20 protein-coding genes are annotated in these 18,515 nt (G+C 72.2%); 14 read left to right on the top strand and 6 right to left on the bottom strand.

Annotated features, from left to right (window positions below):
• Positions 1-67 precede the first annotated feature (67 nt).
• Positions 68-271, bottom strand: a complete 204-nt coding sequence (locus AB0E67_RS00670; RefSeq protein ID WP_362019105.1) for a hypothetical protein — start codon at positions 269-271, stop codon at positions 68-70.
• Positions 272-281: 10 nt separating this feature from the next.
• Positions 282-956, bottom strand: a complete 675-nt coding sequence (gene cofC, locus AB0E67_RS00665) for a 2-phospho-L-lactate guanylyltransferase (RefSeq protein WP_362021328.1) — start codon at positions 954-956, stop codon at positions 282-284.
• Positions 957-1,134: 178 nt separating this feature from the next.
• Between cofC and AB0E67_RS00660 the strand changes: the two genes are divergently transcribed.
• The 3 genes from AB0E67_RS00660 (at position 1,135) to AB0E67_RS00650 (ending at position 4,285) form a co-directional block, all read left to right on the top strand.
• On the top strand, positions 1,135-1,887 hold the full coding sequence (locus AB0E67_RS00660) for a lysophospholipid acyltransferase family protein (RefSeq protein WP_362019102.1): 753 nt from the start codon (positions 1,135-1,137) through the stop codon (positions 1,885-1,887).
• Positions 1,884-2,894, top strand: a complete 1,011-nt coding sequence (locus tag AB0E67_RS00655) for an NAD(P)H-dependent glycerol-3-phosphate dehydrogenase (protein ID WP_362019099.1) — start codon at positions 1,884-1,886, stop codon at positions 2,892-2,894. Before AB0E67_RS00660 ends, AB0E67_RS00655 begins: the two co-directional genes overlap by 4 nt.
• Before the next feature lie 233 nt (positions 2,895-3,127).
• Positions 3,128-4,285, top strand: coding sequence for a D-alanine--D-alanine ligase family protein (locus AB0E67_RS00650; protein ID WP_073784819.1), 1,158 nt, complete (start codon positions 3,128-3,130; stop codon positions 4,283-4,285).
• A 140-nt stretch (positions 4,286-4,425) separates the two neighbouring features.
• Here AB0E67_RS00650 and AB0E67_RS00645 read toward each other — a convergent pair whose 3' ends face one another.
• Together AB0E67_RS00645 and AB0E67_RS00640 are read right to left on the bottom strand one after the other, a co-directional pair.
• Positions 4,426-4,911, bottom strand: coding sequence for a DUF3515 domain-containing protein (locus tag AB0E67_RS00645; RefSeq protein WP_362019096.1), 486 nt, complete (start codon positions 4,909-4,911; stop codon positions 4,426-4,428).
• Between the two features lie 20 nt (positions 4,912-4,931).
• Positions 4,932-5,165 (bottom strand): Lrp/AsnC ligand binding domain-containing protein, encoded by a 234-nt coding sequence (locus tag AB0E67_RS00640; protein WP_362019094.1) that lies wholly within the window; start codon positions 5,163-5,165, stop codon positions 4,932-4,934.
• A 323-nt stretch (positions 5,166-5,488) separates the two neighbouring features.
• Here AB0E67_RS00640 and AB0E67_RS00635 point away from each other — a divergent pair, with 323 nt between their 5' ends.
• Together AB0E67_RS00635 and thiD are read left to right on the top strand one after the other, a co-directional pair.
• Positions 5,489-6,460: a thiamine-phosphate kinase gene (locus AB0E67_RS00635; RefSeq protein ID WP_073784825.1), complete on the top strand. Its 972-nt coding sequence runs from the start codon at positions 5,489-5,491 to the stop codon at positions 6,458-6,460.
• 80 nt (positions 6,461-6,540) lie between these two features.
• Positions 6,541-7,359, top strand: a complete 819-nt coding sequence (gene thiD, locus AB0E67_RS00630) for a bifunctional hydroxymethylpyrimidine kinase/phosphomethylpyrimidine kinase (RefSeq protein ID WP_362019090.1) — start codon at positions 6,541-6,543, stop codon at positions 7,357-7,359.
• A 122-nt stretch (positions 7,360-7,481) separates the two neighbouring features.
• Here the strand turns inward: thiD and rpmB are convergent, their stop codons facing one another.
• Positions 7,482-7,667, bottom strand: coding sequence for a 50S ribosomal protein L28 (rpmB, locus tag AB0E67_RS00625; protein WP_030928661.1), 186 nt, complete (start codon positions 7,665-7,667; stop codon positions 7,482-7,484).
• A 257-nt stretch (positions 7,668-7,924) separates the two neighbouring features.
• On the opposite strand from rpmB, the gene AB0E67_RS00620 reads away from it, so the two are divergent.
• From AB0E67_RS00620 to mutM, 9 genes are all read left to right on the top strand, one after another.
• Complete coding sequence (locus AB0E67_RS00620) at positions 7,925-9,547, top strand: DAK2 domain-containing protein (protein ID WP_362019087.1); 1,623 nt, start codon at positions 7,925-7,927, stop codon at positions 9,545-9,547.
• Between the two features lie 291 nt (positions 9,548-9,838).
• Complete coding sequence (recG, locus tag AB0E67_RS00615; RefSeq protein ID WP_362019084.1) at positions 9,839-12,154, top strand: ATP-dependent DNA helicase RecG; 2,316 nt, start codon at positions 9,839-9,841, stop codon at positions 12,152-12,154.
• A 168-nt stretch (positions 12,155-12,322) separates the two neighbouring features.
• Positions 12,323-12,907: a 16S rRNA (guanine(966)-N(2))-methyltransferase RsmD gene (gene rsmD / locus AB0E67_RS00610; protein ID WP_362019081.1), complete on the top strand. Its 585-nt coding sequence runs from the start codon at positions 12,323-12,325 to the stop codon at positions 12,905-12,907.
• A 26-nt stretch (positions 12,908-12,933) separates the two neighbouring features.
• On the top strand, positions 12,934-13,413 hold the full coding sequence (gene coaD, locus AB0E67_RS00605) for a pantetheine-phosphate adenylyltransferase (protein ID WP_362021325.1): 480 nt from the start codon (positions 12,934-12,936) through the stop codon (positions 13,411-13,413).
• A 98-nt stretch (positions 13,414-13,511) separates the two neighbouring features.
• Positions 13,512-14,600 carry a cell division initiation protein gene (locus AB0E67_RS00600; RefSeq protein WP_362019078.1) on the top strand — a complete coding sequence of 363 codons (1,089 nt, stop codon included), beginning with the start codon at positions 13,512-13,514 and terminating at the stop codon, positions 14,598-14,600.
• A gap of 184 nt (positions 14,601-14,784) precedes the next feature.
• Complete coding sequence (locus tag AB0E67_RS00595; RefSeq protein ID WP_362019075.1) at positions 14,785-15,456, top strand: DUF177 domain-containing protein; 672 nt, start codon at positions 14,785-14,787, stop codon at positions 15,454-15,456.
• Between the two features lie 2 nt (positions 15,457-15,458).
• The gene (rpmF, locus tag AB0E67_RS00590; RefSeq protein ID WP_003965982.1) at positions 15,459-15,632 is read left to right on the top strand and encodes a 50S ribosomal protein L32; all 174 of its coding nucleotides are present in this window, start codon (positions 15,459-15,461) and stop codon (positions 15,630-15,632) included.
• A gap of 19 nt (positions 15,633-15,651) precedes the next feature.
• Positions 15,652-16,473 (top strand): ribonuclease III, encoded by an 822-nt coding sequence (gene rnc / locus AB0E67_RS00585; RefSeq protein WP_362019072.1) that lies wholly within the window; start codon positions 15,652-15,654, stop codon positions 16,471-16,473.
• An 81-nt stretch (positions 16,474-16,554) separates the two neighbouring features.
• Positions 16,555-17,415: a bifunctional DNA-formamidopyrimidine glycosylase/DNA-(apurinic or apyrimidinic site) lyase gene (gene mutM, locus AB0E67_RS00580; RefSeq protein WP_362019069.1), complete on the top strand. Its 861-nt coding sequence runs from the start codon at positions 16,555-16,557 to the stop codon at positions 17,413-17,415.
• 47 nt (positions 17,416-17,462) lie between these two features.
• On the opposite strand, the gene AB0E67_RS00575 is transcribed toward mutM, so the two are convergent.
• Positions 17,463-18,395 (bottom strand): CAP domain-containing protein, encoded by a 933-nt coding sequence (locus AB0E67_RS00575; RefSeq protein ID WP_362019066.1) that lies wholly within the window; start codon positions 18,393-18,395, stop codon positions 17,463-17,465.
• Between the last annotated feature and the right edge of the window lie 120 nt (positions 18,396-18,515).

Here is an 18,515-nt window from a genome sequence, read left to right as displayed (position 1 = left end):
GCGGCCCCTCAGGGAGCCTGCGGCCCGTCATGGAGTCCGCGGTGTGCCGTGGAGGAGCCGCGGCCGTTCAGAACGTCTGCAGGGTCACCAGTGTGATCCGCAGCTCCGCGCCCTCGCCGGTGCCTTCGATCCGCACCCGCTGCCCCGGGCGCAGCAGCCGCAGACCGCCCGCGTCGAAGGCCCGGGAGTCGAACTCCACCGGGGTGCCGTCGTCGAGGAGCACGCTGCCGGTGCGGGTCTCGGGGTCGTACGTGTACGCGGTCGCCTGCATGGACGGCAGCCTATCGGTCCGCCGGTGCGGCGCCGGTGGCCCGGTATCCCGCCGTGTGCGGGCCGACTCCCAGGCCGAGGGCCGCGCGCAGATCCTCGCCGGTGTCCACGTCCTGGCGTACCGAATCGATGCCGGTCAGGCCGATTTCCACCGCGCCGGAGTCGAGGTGCCGGGCCCGGGAGGGGCCGCCGAAATGCGGGCGCAATTCCGCCCCGGGCGCTGCCGACAGGAATGTCGTTCCGATTCCCGCCGCATCCGTGACAAATGCGCGGGGAAATGCTGCGGAGAATTCGAGTACCCGGGACAATTCGGCGGGACGGAGCGCGGGGAGGTCCGCGCCCAGTGCGGCGAGGGGTGCCCCGGGGCGCCGGGACCGTACGGTCCGCGCGCCGTGCGCCAGGGCGGCGTTGAGCCCCCGGCCCGGTTCGTCGGGCACGACGTCCGCGCCGAGCGCCGTGAGCGCCGCACCGGCCCCGGGGTCGTCCGTGACGACCACCACATCCCGTACCGCCGGGCAGGACAGGGCGGCGGCCACCGTGTCCCGGGCGAACGCGAGGGCCAGTCGCGGGCGCAGCGCGTCGCCGGTCGTGGGCGTGAGCCTGCTCTTGGCCAGGGCCAAGGGCTTCAACGGGACCACCAGGGTCCAGGAACCGGTCGGGCCGGCCGGGTCGGTGTTCGTGGCGATCTCCCCCTCGCTGCGCGTCGCCGCCTATTCTCGCCTGCCGGCGCGAGAACCCGGGGAGTCGGTCCGGAGAGCTGGGCGTACGGTGTTCTCGACAGAGCAGGGGCCTGGGGCGAGACTTGACCGTCAGTAGCCAGGCAGAGTCCAGGCAGAGTTCAGGTCCTTAGAGGAAGGTGTCCGAGTGTCCCGCCGCAGAATCGGCTTCTGGTACCGCCTGGCGGCGGTCATCGCGAAACCGCCGCTGGTGGTTCTGTTCAAGCGTGACTGGCGGGGAATGGAGCACATTCCGGCCGACGGCGGATTCATCACCGCGGTCAATCACAACTCTTATCTGGACCCGCTCTCCTATGCCCATTTCCAGTACAACACCGGACGCGTGCCGCGTCTTCTCGCGAAGGCCGGCCTCTTCAGGACGCCCTTCGTCGGGATGATGCTGCGCGGCACCGGGCAGATCCCCGTGTACCGCGAGACGTCCGACGCGATGGACGCCTTCCGCGCCGCAGTCGACGCCATCGAGCGCGGCGAGTGCGTCGCCTTCTACCCGGAGGGCACCCTCACCCGGGACCCCGAGATGTGGCCGATGGCCGGCAAGACCGGCGCGGCCCGCGTGGCGTTGCTCACGAAGGCCCCGGTCATCCCGGTCGCGCAGTGGGGTGCCAATCTGGCGATGCCGCCGTACGCCAAGGAGAAGAAGATCCGGCTCTTCCCCCGCAAGACGCTCCAGGTGCAGGCCGGCCCGCCCGTCGACCTCTCCCGGTTCTACGACAGGCAGCCGACGCCCGAGGTCCTGCGCGAGGCCACCGAGGTCATCATGGCCGCGGTGACCGAGCAGCTGGAGATCGTCCGGGGCGAGAAGGCCCCCGCGCAGCCGTACGACCACCGCACGGCCCGTGCGGAACAGCGCCGCAAGGCCGAAGGAGAGGGATCCAAGTGACGCACCCCGCGAAGGCGGCCGTCTTCGGAACCGGCTCATGGGGTACGGCCTTCGGCATGGTGCTCGCCGACGCCGGCTGCCAGGTCACGATCTGGGGCCGCCGTGCCGAGGTCGCCGAGGCCGTCAACACGACCCGTACCAACCCGTACTACCTGCCCGGGATCGAACTCCCCGCGTCGCTCCGGGCCACCACGGACGCCGTCGAGGCGCTGGACGGCGCCGACTTCGCCGTGCTCGTCGTGCCCTCGCAGACCCTGCGCGCCAACCTCGCCGACTGGACCCCGCATCTCGGTTCCGAGACCGTCCTCGTCTCGATGATGAAGGGCGTCGAACTCGGCACCGCGAAGCGGATGAGCGAGGTGATCGAGGACGTGACCAAGGTCTCCGCGGACCGCATCGCCGTCGTCACCGGCCCCAACCTCGCCAAGGAGGTCGCCGAACGCCGCCCGACCACGGCGGTCGTCGCCTGCCGGGACGAGTCCGTGGCTTGCCGCCTCCAGGCCGCCTGCCACACCTCGTACTTCCGCCCGTACACCAACACCGACGTCGTCGGCTGCGAACTCGGCGGTGCGGTCAAGAACGTCATCGGTCTCGCCGTCGGCATCGCGGACGGCATGGGGCTCGGCGACAACGCGAAGGGCTCGCTGATCACGCGGGGGCTCGCCGAGACGACCCGGCTCGGCCTCGCCATGGGCGCCGACCCGCTCACCTTCTCCGGGCTCGCGGGCCTCGGCGACCTGGTGGCGACCTGCTCCTCGCCGCTCTCGCGCAACCACACCTTCGGCACCAACCTCGGCCGGGGCATGACCCTCCAGGAGACGATCGCGGTCACCAAGCAGACCGCCGAGGGCGTCAAGTCCTGTGAATCGGTGCTGGATCTGGCGCGCAGGTACGACGTCGACATGCCGATCACCGAGACGGTCGTCGACATCGTCCACGGGGGCAAACAGCCGGTGGTCGCGCTGCGCGAGCTGATGGCGCGCAGCGCGAAGCCCGAGCGGCGCTGAGACCGGGGCGGCCCGAGTCCCGCACGGTGCCGGTCCCGCTCGGCGCCGTGAGCCGGGAGGCGCCGACCACGTGTACGGCGTGGGCGGCGCGCAGGGCGTGGGCAGCCGGGGGAAGGGCGCGCCGGGCGGCGGGTCCCAGTGCGCGCGGTGCGGTGAACGGCGTCCGCCGCCACCGCTCCGACGGCCCCGGCCGCGCTGACGCGCGTGGTACCAGCAGGTACGCTCAACGCGATATGAGCAGCGAGAACCTCCCCCAGAGCCCGGAGCGGCAGCTCCGCAAGCCGCGCGTGGCCGTCGTGTTCGGCGGCCGCAGCTCCGAACACGGCATCTCGGTCGTCACGGCCGGCGCCGTCCTGAGCGCCATCGACCGGACCAAGTACGACGTCCTGCCGATCGGCATCACGACCGACGGCCGCTGGGCGCTCACCGCCGACGAACCCGAACGCATGGCCATCGCGGACCGCAGGATGCCGGACGTGGCCGAACTGGCCGAGTCCACCGAGGGCGGCGTGGTGCTCTCCGTCGACCCCGGCAGCCGTGAAGTGACGTACAGCGAGCCCGGCTCGGTGCCCAAGGCGCTCGGCGAGGTCGACGTCGTCTTCCCCGTGCTGCACGGCCCGTACGGCGAGGACGGCACCCTCCAGGGGCTGCTGGAGCTCTCCGGTGTGCCGTACGTCGGCGCGGGGGTGCTCGCCTCGGCGGTCGGCCAGGACAAGGAGTACATGAAGCGGGTCTTCACCTCGTTCGGGCTGCCGGTCGGCCCGTACCTCGTGGTGCGCCCCCGAGAGTGGGACGCGGACCCGTCCGCCGTCCGCAAGCGCATCGTGGACTTCGCCGGGGACCACGGCTGGCCGCTGTTCGTGAAGCCCTCCCGGGCCGGTTCGTCCTTCGGCATCACCAAGGTCGACGATCTGTCCGGGCTCGACGAGGCGATCGAGGAGGCCCGCCGCCACGACCCGAAGTTCCTGGTCGAGTCGCTGCTGCGGGGCCGCGAGATCGAGTGCGGGGTGCTGGAGTTCGAGGACGGGCCGCGTGCCAGCGTGCCCGCCGAGATCCCGCCGGTGACCTCTCACGACTTCTACGACTTCGAGGCCAAGTACATCGATTCGGCCTCCGGGATCGTGCCCGCCCCGCTCACCGAGGAGCAGACCGCCGAGGTCCAGCGCCTGGCGATCGAGGCGTTCGAGGCCGTGTCCTGCGAGGGCCTGGTGCGCGCCGACTTCTTCCTCACCGAGGACGGCGACTTCGTGATCAACGAGATCAACACCCTGCCCGGCTTCACCCCGATCTCCATGTACCCGCGGATGTGGCGGGAGAGCGGCGTGAGCTACCCGGAGCTGGTGGACCGGCTGATCCAGGCAGCACTGAACCGGCCGACCGGCCTGCGCTGAGACAGGCGCCGTTCACGCGCGGTGCGTGTGCCGTCCGCGCGGGGCGTGTGTTCCACGGACGGCGCCCGCGCCCTGCGGTGCACGCACCCGCGCACGCCCCTGTACGGCACCACGGAGCGGGTGACACCCCGCCGCCGGGGTCACAGGGCGGCGGGCACCGTCTTCAGCACGGCCGGGCCGAACGCGGCCAGCGGGCTCGCGTCATGGGCGTACGCCTCGGAGAGCCGCACCTCGACGTACGCCTTGCGGTAGGTGGTCGTGAACAGCGGGCCGCCGTCGTCCCGCTGCTCCAGCATCCAGTCGACGCCGTTCGCCTCGACGGCCTTGGCCGAGGGGTCGTCCATCTTGGCGGGCCGGGGGACGCCGCAGCGCAGTACGATCGCTCCGTCCCCCCACTGGGCGGTCAGTTCGGACTTCGTCGCGGTGTCACCGCGGTCGAGTCCGGCGACGGTCTCCGGCAGCTCCTCGTGCAGCGCGCGGCAGTACGCCGCGGCTTCCGCGGACGGCGTGGGAATCGTGACCGACGGGGCCGCGTCCGAGGAACAGCCCACCGCGGCCAGCAGCAGCGCGGCGACGGACGGACCGAGAAGCACGGGGTGGCCGAACCGGCGGCATGATGATGTCACCGGCCCAGCGTAGACGGGGACTACAGATGGACGACCGGGCAGGTCAGGGTTCTGGTGATGCCTTCCACCTGCTGGATCTTCGCGACCACCATGCGGCCGAGTTCGTCGACCGTGTCGGCCTGCGCGCGCACGATCACGTCGTAGGGGCCGGTGACGTCCTCCGCCTGGATCACTCCCGGAACGCTGGAGATGGTCTCGGCGACGGTCGACGCCTTGCCCACCTCGGTCTGAATGAGGATGTACGCCTGTACCACGGAACCTCCAGGGCGGCCACGAGGATCATGTGGGGGAAAGGGACGCCACGGTATCGCGTCGCCGCGGGCCGCGGGGAGACCCGGGGGCCGGTTGCCGCCCACAGCGTGGCACGGGCACGGCTCGAGTTGACGTATGCCTTGACAGTACCGACAGCAATGACGGCCCGCGACCGCTGGCGCGGCGGTGCGGGAGGGGGTGGGGCGCGCCGACGGGAACCGGTGCAGACTGCTCCCTGCGGCGGCGGCCGGTCCACGAACCGGATCCCGGGCCGTCGAGGCGGCCCGGGCGACCGTCCGGCGCGACAGATGAGAGGTGGGACTCGGTGAAGGGAACCGTGGGCGAGTTGGGGGAGTTCGGGCTCATCAGGGAGTTGACGTCCCGGCTCACCACCACTCCGGCGGTACGGCTCGGCCCCGGCGACGACGCCGCGGTCGTCTCCGCTCCCGACCGCAGGGTCGTGGCCAGCACGGACATCCTGCTGGAGGGACGGCACTTCCGCCGTGACTGGTCGACGGCCTACGACGTCGGCCGCAAGGCCGCCGCGCAGAACCTCGCCGACATCGCCGCCATGGGCGCCGTGCCGACGGCGCTGCTGCTCGGCCTGGTGGTCCCGGCCGAACTCCCGGTCACCTGGGCCGGGGAGTTGATGGACGGCCTCCGCGACGAGTGCCAGGTCGCCGGAGCGGCCGTGGTCGGCGGGGACGTGGTGCGCGGCGACATGATCACCGTCTCGATCACCGCGCTCGGCGATCTGCGCAACCACGAACCGGTCACCCGGTCCGGGGCCCGTCCCGGCGACGTCGTCGCCGTGACCGGCTGGCTCGGCTGGTCCGCCGCCGGATACGCCGTCCTCTCACGCGGCTTCCGCTCGCCCCGCGCCTTCGTCGAGGCCCACCGGCGCCCCGAACCGCCGTACCACGCGGGCCCCGCCGCCGCCGGGCTCGGCGCCACCGCGATGACCGACGTGAGCGACGGACTGGTCGCCGACCTCGGGCACATCGCGGAGGCCAGCGGGGTCCGGATCGACATCCGCTCCGGCCTCATCGACATCCCCACGCAGATGTCCGACATCGGTCAGGCCGTCGGCGTGGACCCGCTCCAGTGGGTGCTGACCGGGGGAGAGGACCACGCGATCGTCGCCACGTTCCCGCCGGACGTGAAGCTGCCCGCCCGTTGGAAGGTGATCGGGGAGGTCCTCAACTCCTCGGCGCTGCCCCAGGTGACGGTCGACGGCGCGCCCTGGACCAGCAAGAGCGGCTGGGACCATTTCGGGGGCATAGAGGACGCCCGGTGATCCGGAGCGCCGAAGTCGCCGCCCCCCGCGGGGCGTCGCCCCGCGGCAGGGGCGCGACGAGCGCCCAGTAGATTCGGCACATGCCCACACCCGCCCCCACGCCTGCCACCGTGCCCGCCCGTGTGCTCACCGTCGCCGGATCCGACTCCGGCGGCGGCGCGGGCATCCAGGCCGACCTGAAGACGATGATGGCGTTCGGCGTGCACGGAATGAGTGTGCTGACCGCCGTCACCGCGCAGAACTCCCTGGGGGTGCGGGGCGCCTGGGAACTGCCGGCCGAGGCGGTGCGCGCCCAGTACCGTGCCGTGGTGGACGACATCGGGGTGCGGGCGGTGAAGACCGGCATGCTGTCGTCGGCCGCGCTCGTGGAGACCGTGTCCGGACTCCTCGCCGGCACGGACGCCCCCGTCGTCGTCGACCCGGTCGGTGTGTCCAAGCACGGAGATCCGCTGCTGGCCGCCGAAGCACTCGACTCCGTACGCACGCGGCTGCTGCCGGTCGCCACGGTCGCCACCCCGAACCTGGACGAAGTGGCGCAGCTCACCGGGTCGACCATCACGGACGAGACCGGGATGCGGCGGGCGGCCGACGCGGTCCTGGGCTTCGGGCCGCGCTGGGTCGTCATCAAGGGCGGCCATCTGCCGGGCGACCCCGTCGACCTCCTCACGGACGGCGACCGGGAACACTGGCTGCGCGCACCCAGGCACCACAACCGCCACACCCACGGCACCGGCTGCACCCTCGCCTCCGCGATCGCCTGCGGGCTGGCCCTGGGACACGACGTGCCCACGGCGGTGCGGAACGCGAAGGAGTACGTCACCGGGGCGATCGCGGCGGGCTTCCCGCTGGGCGCCGGGATCGGGCCCGTCGACCACGGCTGGCGGGCGCGCGGCGCGTGAGCGGTCCCGCGCGCCGTGAACGGCCCCGCGCCCGGCCATGGCGCGAGCGCACAACAAAAAGCCGGTCCACCGAGATGGACCGGCTTTTCGGGCAACCGGAAGGCTGCGCTACGACGGGAACGTCAGCGCGCGACCTTGCCGGCCTTGATGCACGAGGTGCAGACGTTGAGCCGCTTCGGCGTCCGACCGACCACGGCACGCACGCGCTGGATGTTGGGGTTCCAGCGACGGGACGTACGGCGGTGCGAGTGCGAAATGTTGTTGCCGAAGCCCGGCCCCTTGCCGCAGACGTCGCAGTTGGCAGCCACGGGTCACTCCAAAGACTTCAGATGCACTTACAGTGAATTCCGGCGCGCCGGAATCATATGACTGAAGTGGCGGTACCGGAGGAATGGCCCGATTCGCATCGGGCAACCGAAGCAGCATACAACGACCGCTTCGGCAGAACGAAACTACCATGGCTTCCACCGCCCCGGTCCCGCCCGTCCCGGCCTGGGACCGCCGTGCGGGGACTACTCTGCGGTGCAGCCGACCCCCCACCGGCCGATTCCGAGGAGGACCACAGGTGCCACACCCCGCCGACGACCTGGACGCCGTCGCGGTGCGCACCTGGTGCTCGCTGGCTCTGGAGGCGCTGGGCCGGGAGCGCGCGGCGATCGACGCGATCAACGTCTACCCGGTCGCCGACGGGGACACCGGCACCAACCTCTATCTGACCGCGGAGTCCGCGGTCCGGGCCGTCGAAGCCGTCTTCGCCGCCCACGAGACCGGCGCGACCGTGCCCGCGACCGTCGATGCGGTACAGGCCATGGCGCACGGGGCGCTGATCGGAGCCCGGGGGAACTCCGGCACGATCCTGGCCCAACTGCTGCGCGGGATGGCCGGGGTGCTGGCCGACGGACACGACGCGCATCACCTGTGCCGGGCGTTGTCCGCCGCCGCCGTCGCCGCCCGGCGGGCCGTCGCCCACCCCGTCGAGGGCACCGTGCTCACCGTGGCCGACCGGGCCGCCGAGGCCGCCGCGCGCACGGCGGGCGCCGCCGGGACCGCGGCGGTGGCGCGGGCGGCGTACGAGGGGGCGCGAGCGGCCCTGGAGGCGACCCCCGGGCAACTCGCGGTGCTGGGCCGGGCCGGGGTCGTGGACGCCGGGGGCCGGGGCCTGGTGACGGTGCTCGGGGCACTCGTCGAGGCGGTCTCCGGGCGGGCGCCCGAACCCGCGTACGCCGCCGGGCCGGTGGCCCCGCTGCCCGTCGCGCCGGTGCCGGGGGACTGCGCGGCGGGCGGACCGGCGTTCGAGGTCATCTACCTGCTGGAGGCGGACGACGACGCCGTGGACCGGCTGCGCGCGCGGCTCGACGGGCTCGGCGACTCGCTGGTGGTGGTCGGCGGCGACGGACTGTGGAACGTCCATGTGCACGTCGACGACGCGGGCGCGGCGGTGGAGGCGGGCGTCGAGGCCGGGCGCCCGTACCGCATCCGGATCACCCACTTCGGCGCGGACCGGGTGCCGCCCCACGTCGAACCCGTGCAGCGTGCCGTCGTCGTGGTGGTCCCCGGCGAGGGGCTGCGCGGCCTGTGCGAGGAGGCCGGGGCGACGACGGTTCTGGCGCGCCCGGGGGAGCCGCCCGCCAGCGGCGAGATCGTCGACGCCATCCGCCGGGCGCACGCCCGCGAGGTCGTTCTGCTGCCCAACGACGCCGAGTTGCGGCACACCGCCGCTGCCGCCGCCGAGCAGGCCCGCGCCGAGGGGATCAGGGTCGCCCTGATCCCGACCCGGGCCGCCGTCCAGGGCGTCGCCGCCCTCGCCGTCCACGAACCCGGCCGCAGCTTCGACGAGGACGTGGTGGCCATGACCGCCGCGGCCGGTGCCACCCGCTACGCCGAACTCGCCCTCGCCGAACGGCAGTCGTGGACCATGGCGGGCATCTGCCAGGCCGGCGACGTGCTGGGCCTGATCGACGGCGACGTCGCGGTCATCGGCCAGGACGTGCCGGAGACCGCCTGCGGCGTGCTCGACCGCATGCTGGCGGCGGGCGGCGAACTGGTCACCCTCGTCCTGGGCGAAGACGTCCCGGACGGCCTGGCCGACGCGCTGGAGGAACACGTGCGCGAGGGGTATCTGGCGGTCGACACGGTGGTGTACCGGGGCGGCCGGCAGAGCGCCCCGTTGCTGATCGGGGTGGAGTAGCCGCCCACCGCCGGCCCGCCGGACGGTGCCGCTCCGTGAGTGTCCGTGCGGGACGACGGACCACGGGCGAGGTGCTCCCGGACGCCCGGTCGGCCGACGATCCGGACAGGGGCACCGGCTGTCGCCCCGTCCCGTACGTGACGGCGGGGACCCGGCCGGCCCGTCTTCGCCGGCGCCGTCCCCGGGGCGCCGCCCGAACCGGCCGCCGACGGAGGCACTCACTGCCCCGAGCAGCGGAATCGGACGTTCCCAGTGGTGCGCGTCCGGCATCTGTCAGTGGTGTGGTGTGCAATGGATCGCGTGTCTGCGTTCGATGAACCCCTCAGGAAGCTGCTCGGCGGAGCCACCGCGAAGGTGATGGCCGACCATCTCGACCTGCACACGGTCGGTGATCTGCTGCACCACTACCCGCGGCGGTACGAGGAGCGCGGCCGGCTCACGGCGCTGACCGACCTCCCGCTGGACGAGCACGTGACGGTGGTCGCCCAGGTCGCCGACGCCCGCGTGCTGACGTTCAACAACGGCCGCGGCAAGCGGCTCGAAGTGACCCTCACGGACGGGCACGGCCGCCTCCAGCTGGTCTTCTTCGGCCACGGGGTCCACAAGCCGCACAAGGAGCTGCTGCCGGGGCGGCGGGCCATGTTCGCGGGCAAGGTGTCCGTCTTCAACCGGAAGCTCCAGCTGGCTCATCCCACCTACCAGCTGCTGGACGTCCAGGACACCGACGAGGCCGCGGAGGCGGTGGACGCCTTCGCCGGGCGGCTGCTGCCGATCTACCCCGCCTGCAAGCAACTGGACTCGTGGCGGATCGCGAAGGCCGTCGACACGGTGCTGCCCAGCGCCCAGGAGGCCGTCGACCCGCTGCCGCCCGCCCTGCGCGAGGGCCGTGGATTCGCGTCGCTCCCGGAGGCGTTGCTGAAGATCCATCGTCCGCAGACCAAGGCGGACATCGCCCTCGCCAGGGACCGCCTGAAGTGGGACGAGGCGTTCGTCCTCCAGGTCGCGCTGGCCCGCCGCCGCTACACGGACACCCAGCTTCCGGCCGTGGCCCGCAGGCCCCGGTCCGGCGGGCTGCTCGACGCCTTCGACGCCAAGCTGCCCTTCACCCTCACCGAGGGCCAGCGGAAGGTATCCGCCGAGATCTTCGACGACCTGGCGACCGAGCACCCGATGCACCGGCTGCTCCAGGGAGAGGTGGGTTCGGGCAAGACCATGGTCGCGCTGCGCGCGATGCTGGGCGTCGTCGACGCGGGCGGGCAGGCCGCCATGCTGGCCCCCACCGAGGTGCTCGCCCAGCAGCACCACCGCTCCATCACCGAGATGATGGGGGAACTGGCCGAGAATTGGGGACTATGGCGCGAAGCGCCTCCTCAGGAAGGGCGGCGGTCGGGCGACGGGCGGGCGCCGGGCGGCTCCGAGCAGGGCACGAAAGTGGTGCTGCTCACCGGTTCCATGGGCGCAGCCGCCCGCCGCCAGGCCCTGCTGGACCTCGTCACCGGCGAGGCCGGGATCGTGATCGGCACCCATGCCCTGATCGAGGACAAGGTGAAGTTCCACGACCTGGGCCTGGTGGTCGTCGACGAACAGCACCGCTTCGGGGTGGAACAGCGCGACGCCCTGCGCTCCAAGGGCAAGCAGCCGCCGCACCTGCTGGTCATGACGGCCACCCCCATTCCCCGTACGGTCGCCATGACCGTCTTCGGCGACCTCGAGACCTCCGTGCTCGACCAGTTGCCGGCCGGCCGTTCGCCGATCGCCAGCCATGTCGTGCCCGCCAAGGACAAGCCGCACTTCCTCAGCCGCGCGTGGGAGCGGGTCCGCGAGGAGGTGGAGAACGGCCACCAGGCGTACGTGGTCTGCCCCCGCATCGGGGACGACGCCGACGACGAGGCGCCGGCCGGGAAGGCGAAGCCCCGGAAGAAGGCCGCCGACGGCGCGGAGAGCGCCGCGAACGGCGGAGAAGGCACAGACGGCGGGGACGACGGCGAGAAGCGTCCGCCGCTCGCCGTCCTGGACATCGCCGAACAGCTCGCCAAGGGCCCCCTGGCCGGTCTGCGCGTCGAGGTCCTGCACGGCAGGATGAACCCCGACCACAAGGACGAGGTGATGCGCCGGTTCGCCGCGGGGCAGGCCGACGTCCTCGTCGCCACCACCGTCATCGAGGTCGGGGTGAACGTCCCCAACGCCACCGTCATGGTGATCATGGACGCCGACCGGTTCGGCGTCTCCCAGCTGCACCAGCTGCGCGGCCGGGTCGGCCGCGGATCGGCCGCCGGACTCTGTCTGCTGGTCACCGAGGCCCACGAGGCCGGTCCCGCCCGTGCGCGGCTCTCCGCGGTCGCGTCCACCCTCGACGGCTTCGAACTGTCCCGGATCGACCTGGAGCAGCGGCGCGAGGGCGATGTCCTCGGCCAGGCCCAGTCCGGGGTGCGCTCCTCCCTGCGGGTGCTCACCGTCATCGACGACGAGGAGGTCATCGCCGCCGCCCGGGAGGAGGCCACGACCATCGTCGCCGGCGACCCCGAGCTGGAGCACCTGCCCGAGCTGCGCACCGCGCTGGACGCCCTGCTGGACAAGGAGCGCGAGCAGTACCTGGACAAGGGCTGAGGGGGGCGAGCCCGGCCGGGGGACGGGAGACGGGGCCGAGGGACGAGGCCGGGCGACGAGGAGGCGGGCGAGCACGGGCGCGGCCCGATCCGCCGCGACGCCATATCGTGGGTGGCACGGCACCGCGACCATCCTGCGGACCACCCACGAACCGAGGACCAGACACCCATGACCCGCGTGATCGCCGGCGCGGCCGGCGGACGCCTCCTGGCCGTCCCGCCCGGCACCGGCACCCGCCCCACCTCCGACCGTGCGCGCGAGGGCCTCTTCTCCACCTGGGAATCCCTCCTGGGCGGTCTCGACGACACCAGGGTCGCGGACCTGTACGCGGGGTCGGGTGCCGTCGGCCTGGAGGCGCTCTCCCGGGGCGCGGCCCACGCCCTGCTCGTCGAGGCCGACCCCAGGGCCGTCCGTGTCGTCCGGGACAACGTCCGCGCCCTCGGGCTGCCCGGAGCCGAGGTCCGCACCGGCAGGGCCGAGCAGATCGTCTCGGGCCCCCCGCCCGCGGTGCCCTACGACATCGTGTTCCTCGACCCGCCCTACGCCGTGACCGATGGCGACCTCTGCGAGATCCTGATCACACTCCGTACTCAGGGGTGGCTCACGCCGGACGCACTCGTCACCGTGGAACGCAGCACCCGAGGCGGAGAATTCGGCTGGCCCACGGGATTCGAGCCACTGCGGTCCCGTCGCTACGGCGAGGGCACGCTTTGGTACGGTCACGCCGCCTCTACGTGCGAAGACGCACGATGACCGCACCGGAGAGCGAGGGAATCACGTTGCGCCGCGCCGTCTGTCCGGGGTCGTTCGACCCCATCACCAACGGACATCTCGACATCATTGGCCGCGCCTCGAAGCTGTACGACGTCGTACACGTCGCGGTGATGATCAACAAGTCCAAGCAGGGGCTGTTCACGATCGACGAGCGCATCGACCTGATCCGCCAGGCCACCGCGGAGTTCGACAACGTCCAGGTCGAGTCCTTCCACGGCCTCCTGGTGGACTTCTGCAAGCAGCGCGACATCCCGGCGATCGTGAAGGGGCTGCGCGCGGTCAGCGACTTCGACTACGAGCTGCAGATGGCCCAGATGAACATCGGCCTGTCCGGCGTCGAGACGCTCTTCGTGCCGACCAATCCCGCCTACAGCTTCCTGTCGTCCTCCCTGGTCAAGGAGGTCGCCGCCTGGGGCGGCGACGTCTCCCACCTGCTTCCCCCGGTGGTCCAGGAGGCCCTGGCCGAACGGTTGCGGTCCCGCTGATCGACCGACGGCCGGTCACCAGGTGTCGGGTGGGAGCCGACTGGCCGTACAGTCGTCCCGTCCGTCTCCAATCGGCTGTAGAGAGTGGCGAGCACACGGTGGACGTGCAGAAGAGACTCGACGAGATCGTCGAGGTGGTGGGCAGTGCCCGGTCCATGCCCATGTCGGCTTCGTGCGTGGTCAACCGCGCCGAACTGCTCGCGATGCTCGAAGAGGTGCGCGAGGCCCTGCCCGGCTCGCTCGCCCAGGCGCGGGAGCTCATCGGCGGCCAGGAACAGATGGTCGAGCAGGCCCGCCAGGAGGCCGGGCGGATCGTCGAGGCCGCGCACGCCGAGCGCAGCTCGCTGATCTCCGGGACGGAGGTCGCCCGGCAGTCGCAGGCCGAGGCCGACCGCATCCTCGAAGAGGCCCGCCGGGAGGCCGCCGAGGTCCGCGCCGAGGCCGACGAATACGTCGACAGCAAGCTCGCCAACTTCGAGGTCGTCCTCACCAAGACCATCGGGTCCGTCGACCGGGGGCGCGAGAAGCTCCTCGGCCGCGGCCAGGCGTACGACGAGCAGGGGTACGAGGACCCGGACTTCGCCGAGGCCCCCGAGCGCAGCACCGACCCGGACACCCTCCGGCGCCGCGCGGACGAGTACGTGGACGCCAAGTTCGGCGCCTTCGAAGCGGTGCTCGCCAAGACCCTGGAGGCGGTCGGCCGGGGCAGGCAGAAACTGCACGGCCGGGTCGCCACCGACGAGCTCGGCGCGCACATGGCGGCCCAGGACGCGGCGGGCAACCCGGTGCACGTCAGCGACGAGGACCACTGGGCCGGCCTCGCCGAGCTGGCCGCCCCGGAGCCGCAGTCCGGCGCGCAGCAGACCTCGTCGCACTTCCCGGCCCAGGCCCAGCCGGCCTACGCGGAGACGTACGGGTACCGGGAACAGCCGCAACAGGACCCCTACGGGTACCATCCGCAGCCGGACCCGTACGCCGCCTACCAGCAGCACCAGCAGCAGGGCTACGACCAGAACGGGGCCCAGCTGCCCGGCCAGGGCTACGACGGCTGGCAGCAGCACCAGCCCGCGCAGCAGCCCGGACAGCCCCAGCAGGCGCAGGGCGGGAGCGCCCTCGACGAGACCAGCCTGTTCGACACCAGCATGATCGATCTGGACCGGCTCCGGCAGTACGAGCAGGACCGCTGACCGGCCGGTGAGGAGCCCCGATCGGTGCGCCCCGCGGAGCGGGAGGGGCCCGCGGCGGGGCGGACCGGATTGGGAGCTGGGCGGTGTGTCCAGTATCCTGGCTCCTCGGTCGCGCTATGTCCGCGATCCCGGCTGCCCGTTTCGGATCCGGAACCGGTCGGCCCTCCCACGATGCGTGACGCTCATGATCTCGAAAGCAGGAAAAGCCCTGAACGGCCACCTCGACCACCGCAGCCCCCTCGTGTTCGACACGCACGAGCTGGGTCGGCGGCCAGGTGCGCTCCAGCGGCTGACCCGCACGGTGGACGCACTCGGTTCACCGGCTCTCGGCATCGACGGAGTCATCGGCGTGCCGGAAGGCTCGCCCGTGGAGCTTGAGCTCCGCCTCGAATCGGTCATGGAAGGGGTGCTTGTCACAGGCACCGCCCGTGCGTCGGCCGAGGGGGAGTGCGTAAGGTGTCTGGAGCCGCTGCGCCAGGAGGTCGCGGCGGACTTCCAGGAGCTGTTCTCGTACCCTGACGCCGACGACCGGGGCCGTGCGATCAAGCCGGAACCGGGCGTCGACGCCGAGGACGACGAGGACAGGCTCTTCCTCGAGGACGGCCTGTTCGACCTCGAACCAGTGCTGCGTGACGCGGTGGTGCTCGCACTGCCGATGCAGCCGGTGTGCCGGGAGTCCTGTGCCGGTCTGTGCTCCGAATGCGGGGTCAGGCTGGACGAGAACCCCGGTCACCACCACGATGCCGTCGACATTCGCTGGGCGGCACTGCAAGGACTCGCCGACACCATTCAGGACGGCGAGAAGGACAACATGGGCGGCGCCGAAGCGGGCGTCGACAAGAAGCAGGAGAAGTAGCCGTGGCTGTTCCGAAGCGGAAGATGTCGCGCAGCAACACGCGCCACCGCCGGTCGCAGTGGAAGGCTGCGGTCCCCACCCTGGTTTCGTGCGAGCGCTGCCAGGAGCCGAAGCTGCAGCACATCGCGTGCCCCAGCTGCGGCACGTACAACAAGCGCCAGGTCCTCGAGGTCTGAGCGGCTGGTGAGAGGCTCGATGTCTGAGTTGTCGAACGGCAAGAAGCAGACAGACAACGTCAACACGGCCTCGTCCCACACGCTTCTGGAAGGGCGGCTCGGGTATCACCTTGAGTCCGCCCTTCTGGTGCGTGCGCTGACCCATCGTTCGTACGCGTACGAGAACGGCGGTCTGCCCACCAACGAGCGGCTCGAGTTCCTCGGGGACTCGGTGCTCGGTCTCGTGGTCACGGACACGCTGTACCGCACCCACCCCGATCTGCCCGAGGGGCAGCTGGCCAAGTTGCGGGCCGCGGTGGTCAACTCGCGTGCACTTGCGGAAGTGGGCCGCGGCCTCGAACTCGGCTCCTTCATCCGGCTCGGCCGCGGTGAAGAGGGCACGGGTGGCAGGGACAAGGCGTCCATCCTCGCCGACACCCTCGAAGCGGTGATCGGCGCGGTCTATCTCGACCAGGGCCTCGACGCGGCCTCGGAGCTGGTCCACCGGCTCTTCGACCCGTTGATCGACAGGTCCTCGAACCTCGGCGCCGGCCTGGACTGGAAGACCAGCCTCCAGGAACTCACCGCGAGCGAGAACCTCGGCGTTCCCGAGTACCTCGTCACGGAGACCGGACCGGACCACGAGAAGACCTTCACCGCTGCCGCCCGCGTCGGTGGTGTCTCGTACGGCACCGGCACCGGCCGTAGCAAGAAGGAAGCGGAGCAGCAAGCGGCGGAGTCCGCCTGGCGCGAGATCAGCGCCGCCGTGGAGGCACGGGAGGCGGCAGCCGGATCCGCCGCCGACGGAGGGGCCGCCGACACCCCTGCCGACCCGTCGTCCGCGGGCATCGCTCCGGCCTGACCCCAGAACCCCTCGGTGCACCGCGCACCGGGGGGTTCTCCCTGTCCGGATACCCTGGAAAAGTCCCTGAGGAGCCATACCGTGCCCGAGCTGCCCGAGGTCGAAGTCGTACGACGGGGACTGGAGCGCTGGGTCTCCGGCCGCACGGTCACGGACGTCGAGGTGCTGCATCCGCGCGCGGTCCGGCGCCACCTCGCGGGCGGGGTGGACTTCGCGGCCCGGCTCGGCGGTGCCCGCTTCGGAGCGGCCATGCGCCGCGGCAAGTACCTCTGGGTCCCGCTGAACGAAGCCTCCAGCTCGCTGCTGGGCCACCTCGGCATGAGCGGCCAGCTCCTCGTGCAGCCGCAGGACGCCCCCGACGAGAAGCACCTGCGGGTACGGATCCGCTTCGACGACGACCTCGGCACCGAGCTGCGCTTCGTCGACCAGCGCACCTTCGGCGGCCTCTCGGTCCACGGGAACACCGCCGACGGGCTGCCCGACACCATCGCGCACATCGCGCGCGACCCGCTGGACCCTTCCTTCGACGACGCGGCGTTCCACACGGCCCTGCGCCTGCGCCGTACGACGATCAAGCGCGCCCTGCTCGACCAGTCGCTGATCAGCGGGGTCGGCAACATCTACGCCGACGAGGCGCTGTGGCGCACCCGGCTCCACTACGACCGGCCGACCGCCACCCTGACCCGCCCGAAGTCGGCCGAGCTGCTCGGCCATGTGCGCGAGGTGATGAACGCGGCGCTCGACCAGGGCGGCACCAGCTTCGACAGCCTCTACGTCAATGTGAACGGCGAGTCCGGCTACTTCGACCGCTCGCTGGACGCGTACGGCCGGGAGGACGAGCCCTGTCGGCGCTGTGGTGCGCCGATACGGCGCCGGGCGTGGATGAACCGCTCCAGCTACTTCTGCCCGCGCTGCCAGCGGCCCCCGCGCGCCGCTGCTTGACCCCGCCCGGCAGGTGCTCCGGGTGAGGGGACCGGCCTCCGGTGCGCTCAGAAGCCGAACTCCTGGGTCCACCAGGGGCCGCCGGGGCCACGGTGCACACCGACGCCGAGGGTCCTGTAGTCGCAGTTGAGGATGTTCCTGCGGTGGCCCTCGCTGTGCATCCAGGCATCCATCACGGCGCGGGCGTCGGTCTGGCCCCGGGCTATGTTCTCGGCCGCCAGCCCGCGCACCCCGGCGTCCGAGGCGCGGTCCCAGGGGGACCGGCCGTCGGGGTCGGTGTGGTCGAAGAAGCCGCGGGCGGCCATGTCCTCGCTGAAGTCCTGGGCGAGCGAGGTGAGTGAGGTGCTGGTGGTGACCGGGCTGCAACCGGCCTTCGCCCGTTCCTCGTTGACCAGGGCGAGGACCCCGGCCCGGGCCGGGTCGGTGGCGGGAGAGGCAGCCTTCGACCTCCGGGCGGACGGGGCGGATGCGGCGGGGGTCCGCGTCGCGGCCGACGACTTTCCGGCCTCGCTCGGGGCGGAGCCCCGGCCGGAGTCCGCCGGGCCCGGGGAACGGGACGGCTCGGTGCGGCCGGCCGACGCGGACGCCTCCGGGGCGCGGGAAGGGGCCGACGGGGAGGCGGAGGACGGTGAGGCGGTGGGGGACTGGGCCTCGGGGGCTTCCGTACGCCCGGCACCACGGCCGACGGCCGGATCGGAGCGGTCGGCGGGGGACCCGCCCCCGCCCAGCGGGTCCGAGACCCCCTCGGTACGCACCCGGTCCGAGGGCGCGCCGCCGAGCGTGTCGGTGTCGCCGCCGGGCAGCAGACCCGAGGCCACCGCGACCGCTCCCACCGCGAGGGCGGCGGAGACGCCGATCAGTCCCGTGCGGACGGGAGCGCCGCGCCGCTGTCCGCGGTGCGCGCTCCGGTGCCGGTCCGCGTCGCCCGTCGTGCGGTCCTGGACGACAGGAGTTGCGGCGGAGCGTCGATGGCGTCCCATCTGCTGAGCCCTTCTGGGGTATGGACGCCACCCTCGGCGTCAACGCGCTTCACCCGTTGGAGTGAGGTCAGGTGCGTGGGGGACTGTACGCCATGACCGTTCGGCCACAGGCGCTCCGAG

Origin of the sequence: Streptomyces sp. NPDC032161, from assembly GCF_040636995.1 — a bacterium.
Lineage (GTDB): Bacteria > Actinomycetota > Actinomycetes > Streptomycetales > Streptomycetaceae > Streptomyces.
The sequence above is the reverse complement of the archived record's forward strand: the minus strand, read 5'-3'. Positions and strand labels throughout refer to the sequence as shown.

Excerpts from the sequence above, each read along its gene's own strand:
- AB0E67_RS00670 (WP_362019105.1), bottom strand. The coding sequence starts at position 271 with ATGCAGGCGACCGCGTACACGTACGACCCCGAGACCCGCACCGGCAGC.
- AB0E67_RS00650 (WP_073784819.1), top strand. The coding sequence starts at position 3,128 with ATGAGCAGCGAGAACCTCCCCCAGAGCCCGGAGCGGCAGCTCCGCAAG.
- thiD (WP_362019090.1), top strand. The coding sequence starts at position 6,541 with ATGCCCACACCCGCCCCCACGCCTGCCACCGTGCCCGCCCGTGTGCTC.
- recG (WP_362019084.1), top strand. The coding sequence starts at position 9,839 with ATGGATCGCGTGTCTGCGTTCGATGAACCCCTCAGGAAGCTGCTCGGC.
- rsmD (WP_362019081.1), top strand. The coding sequence starts at position 12,323 with ATGACCCGCGTGATCGCCGGCGCGGCCGGCGGACGCCTCCTGGCCGTC.
- AB0E67_RS00595 (WP_362019075.1), top strand. The coding sequence starts at position 14,785 with ATGATCTCGAAAGCAGGAAAAGCCCTGAACGGCCACCTCGACCACCGC.
- rnc (WP_362019072.1), top strand. The coding sequence starts at position 15,652 with ATGTCTGAGTTGTCGAACGGCAAGAAGCAGACAGACAACGTCAACACG.
- AB0E67_RS00575 (WP_362019066.1), bottom strand. The coding sequence starts at position 18,395 with ATGGGACGCCATCGACGCTCCGCCGCAACTCCTGTCGTCCAGGACCGC.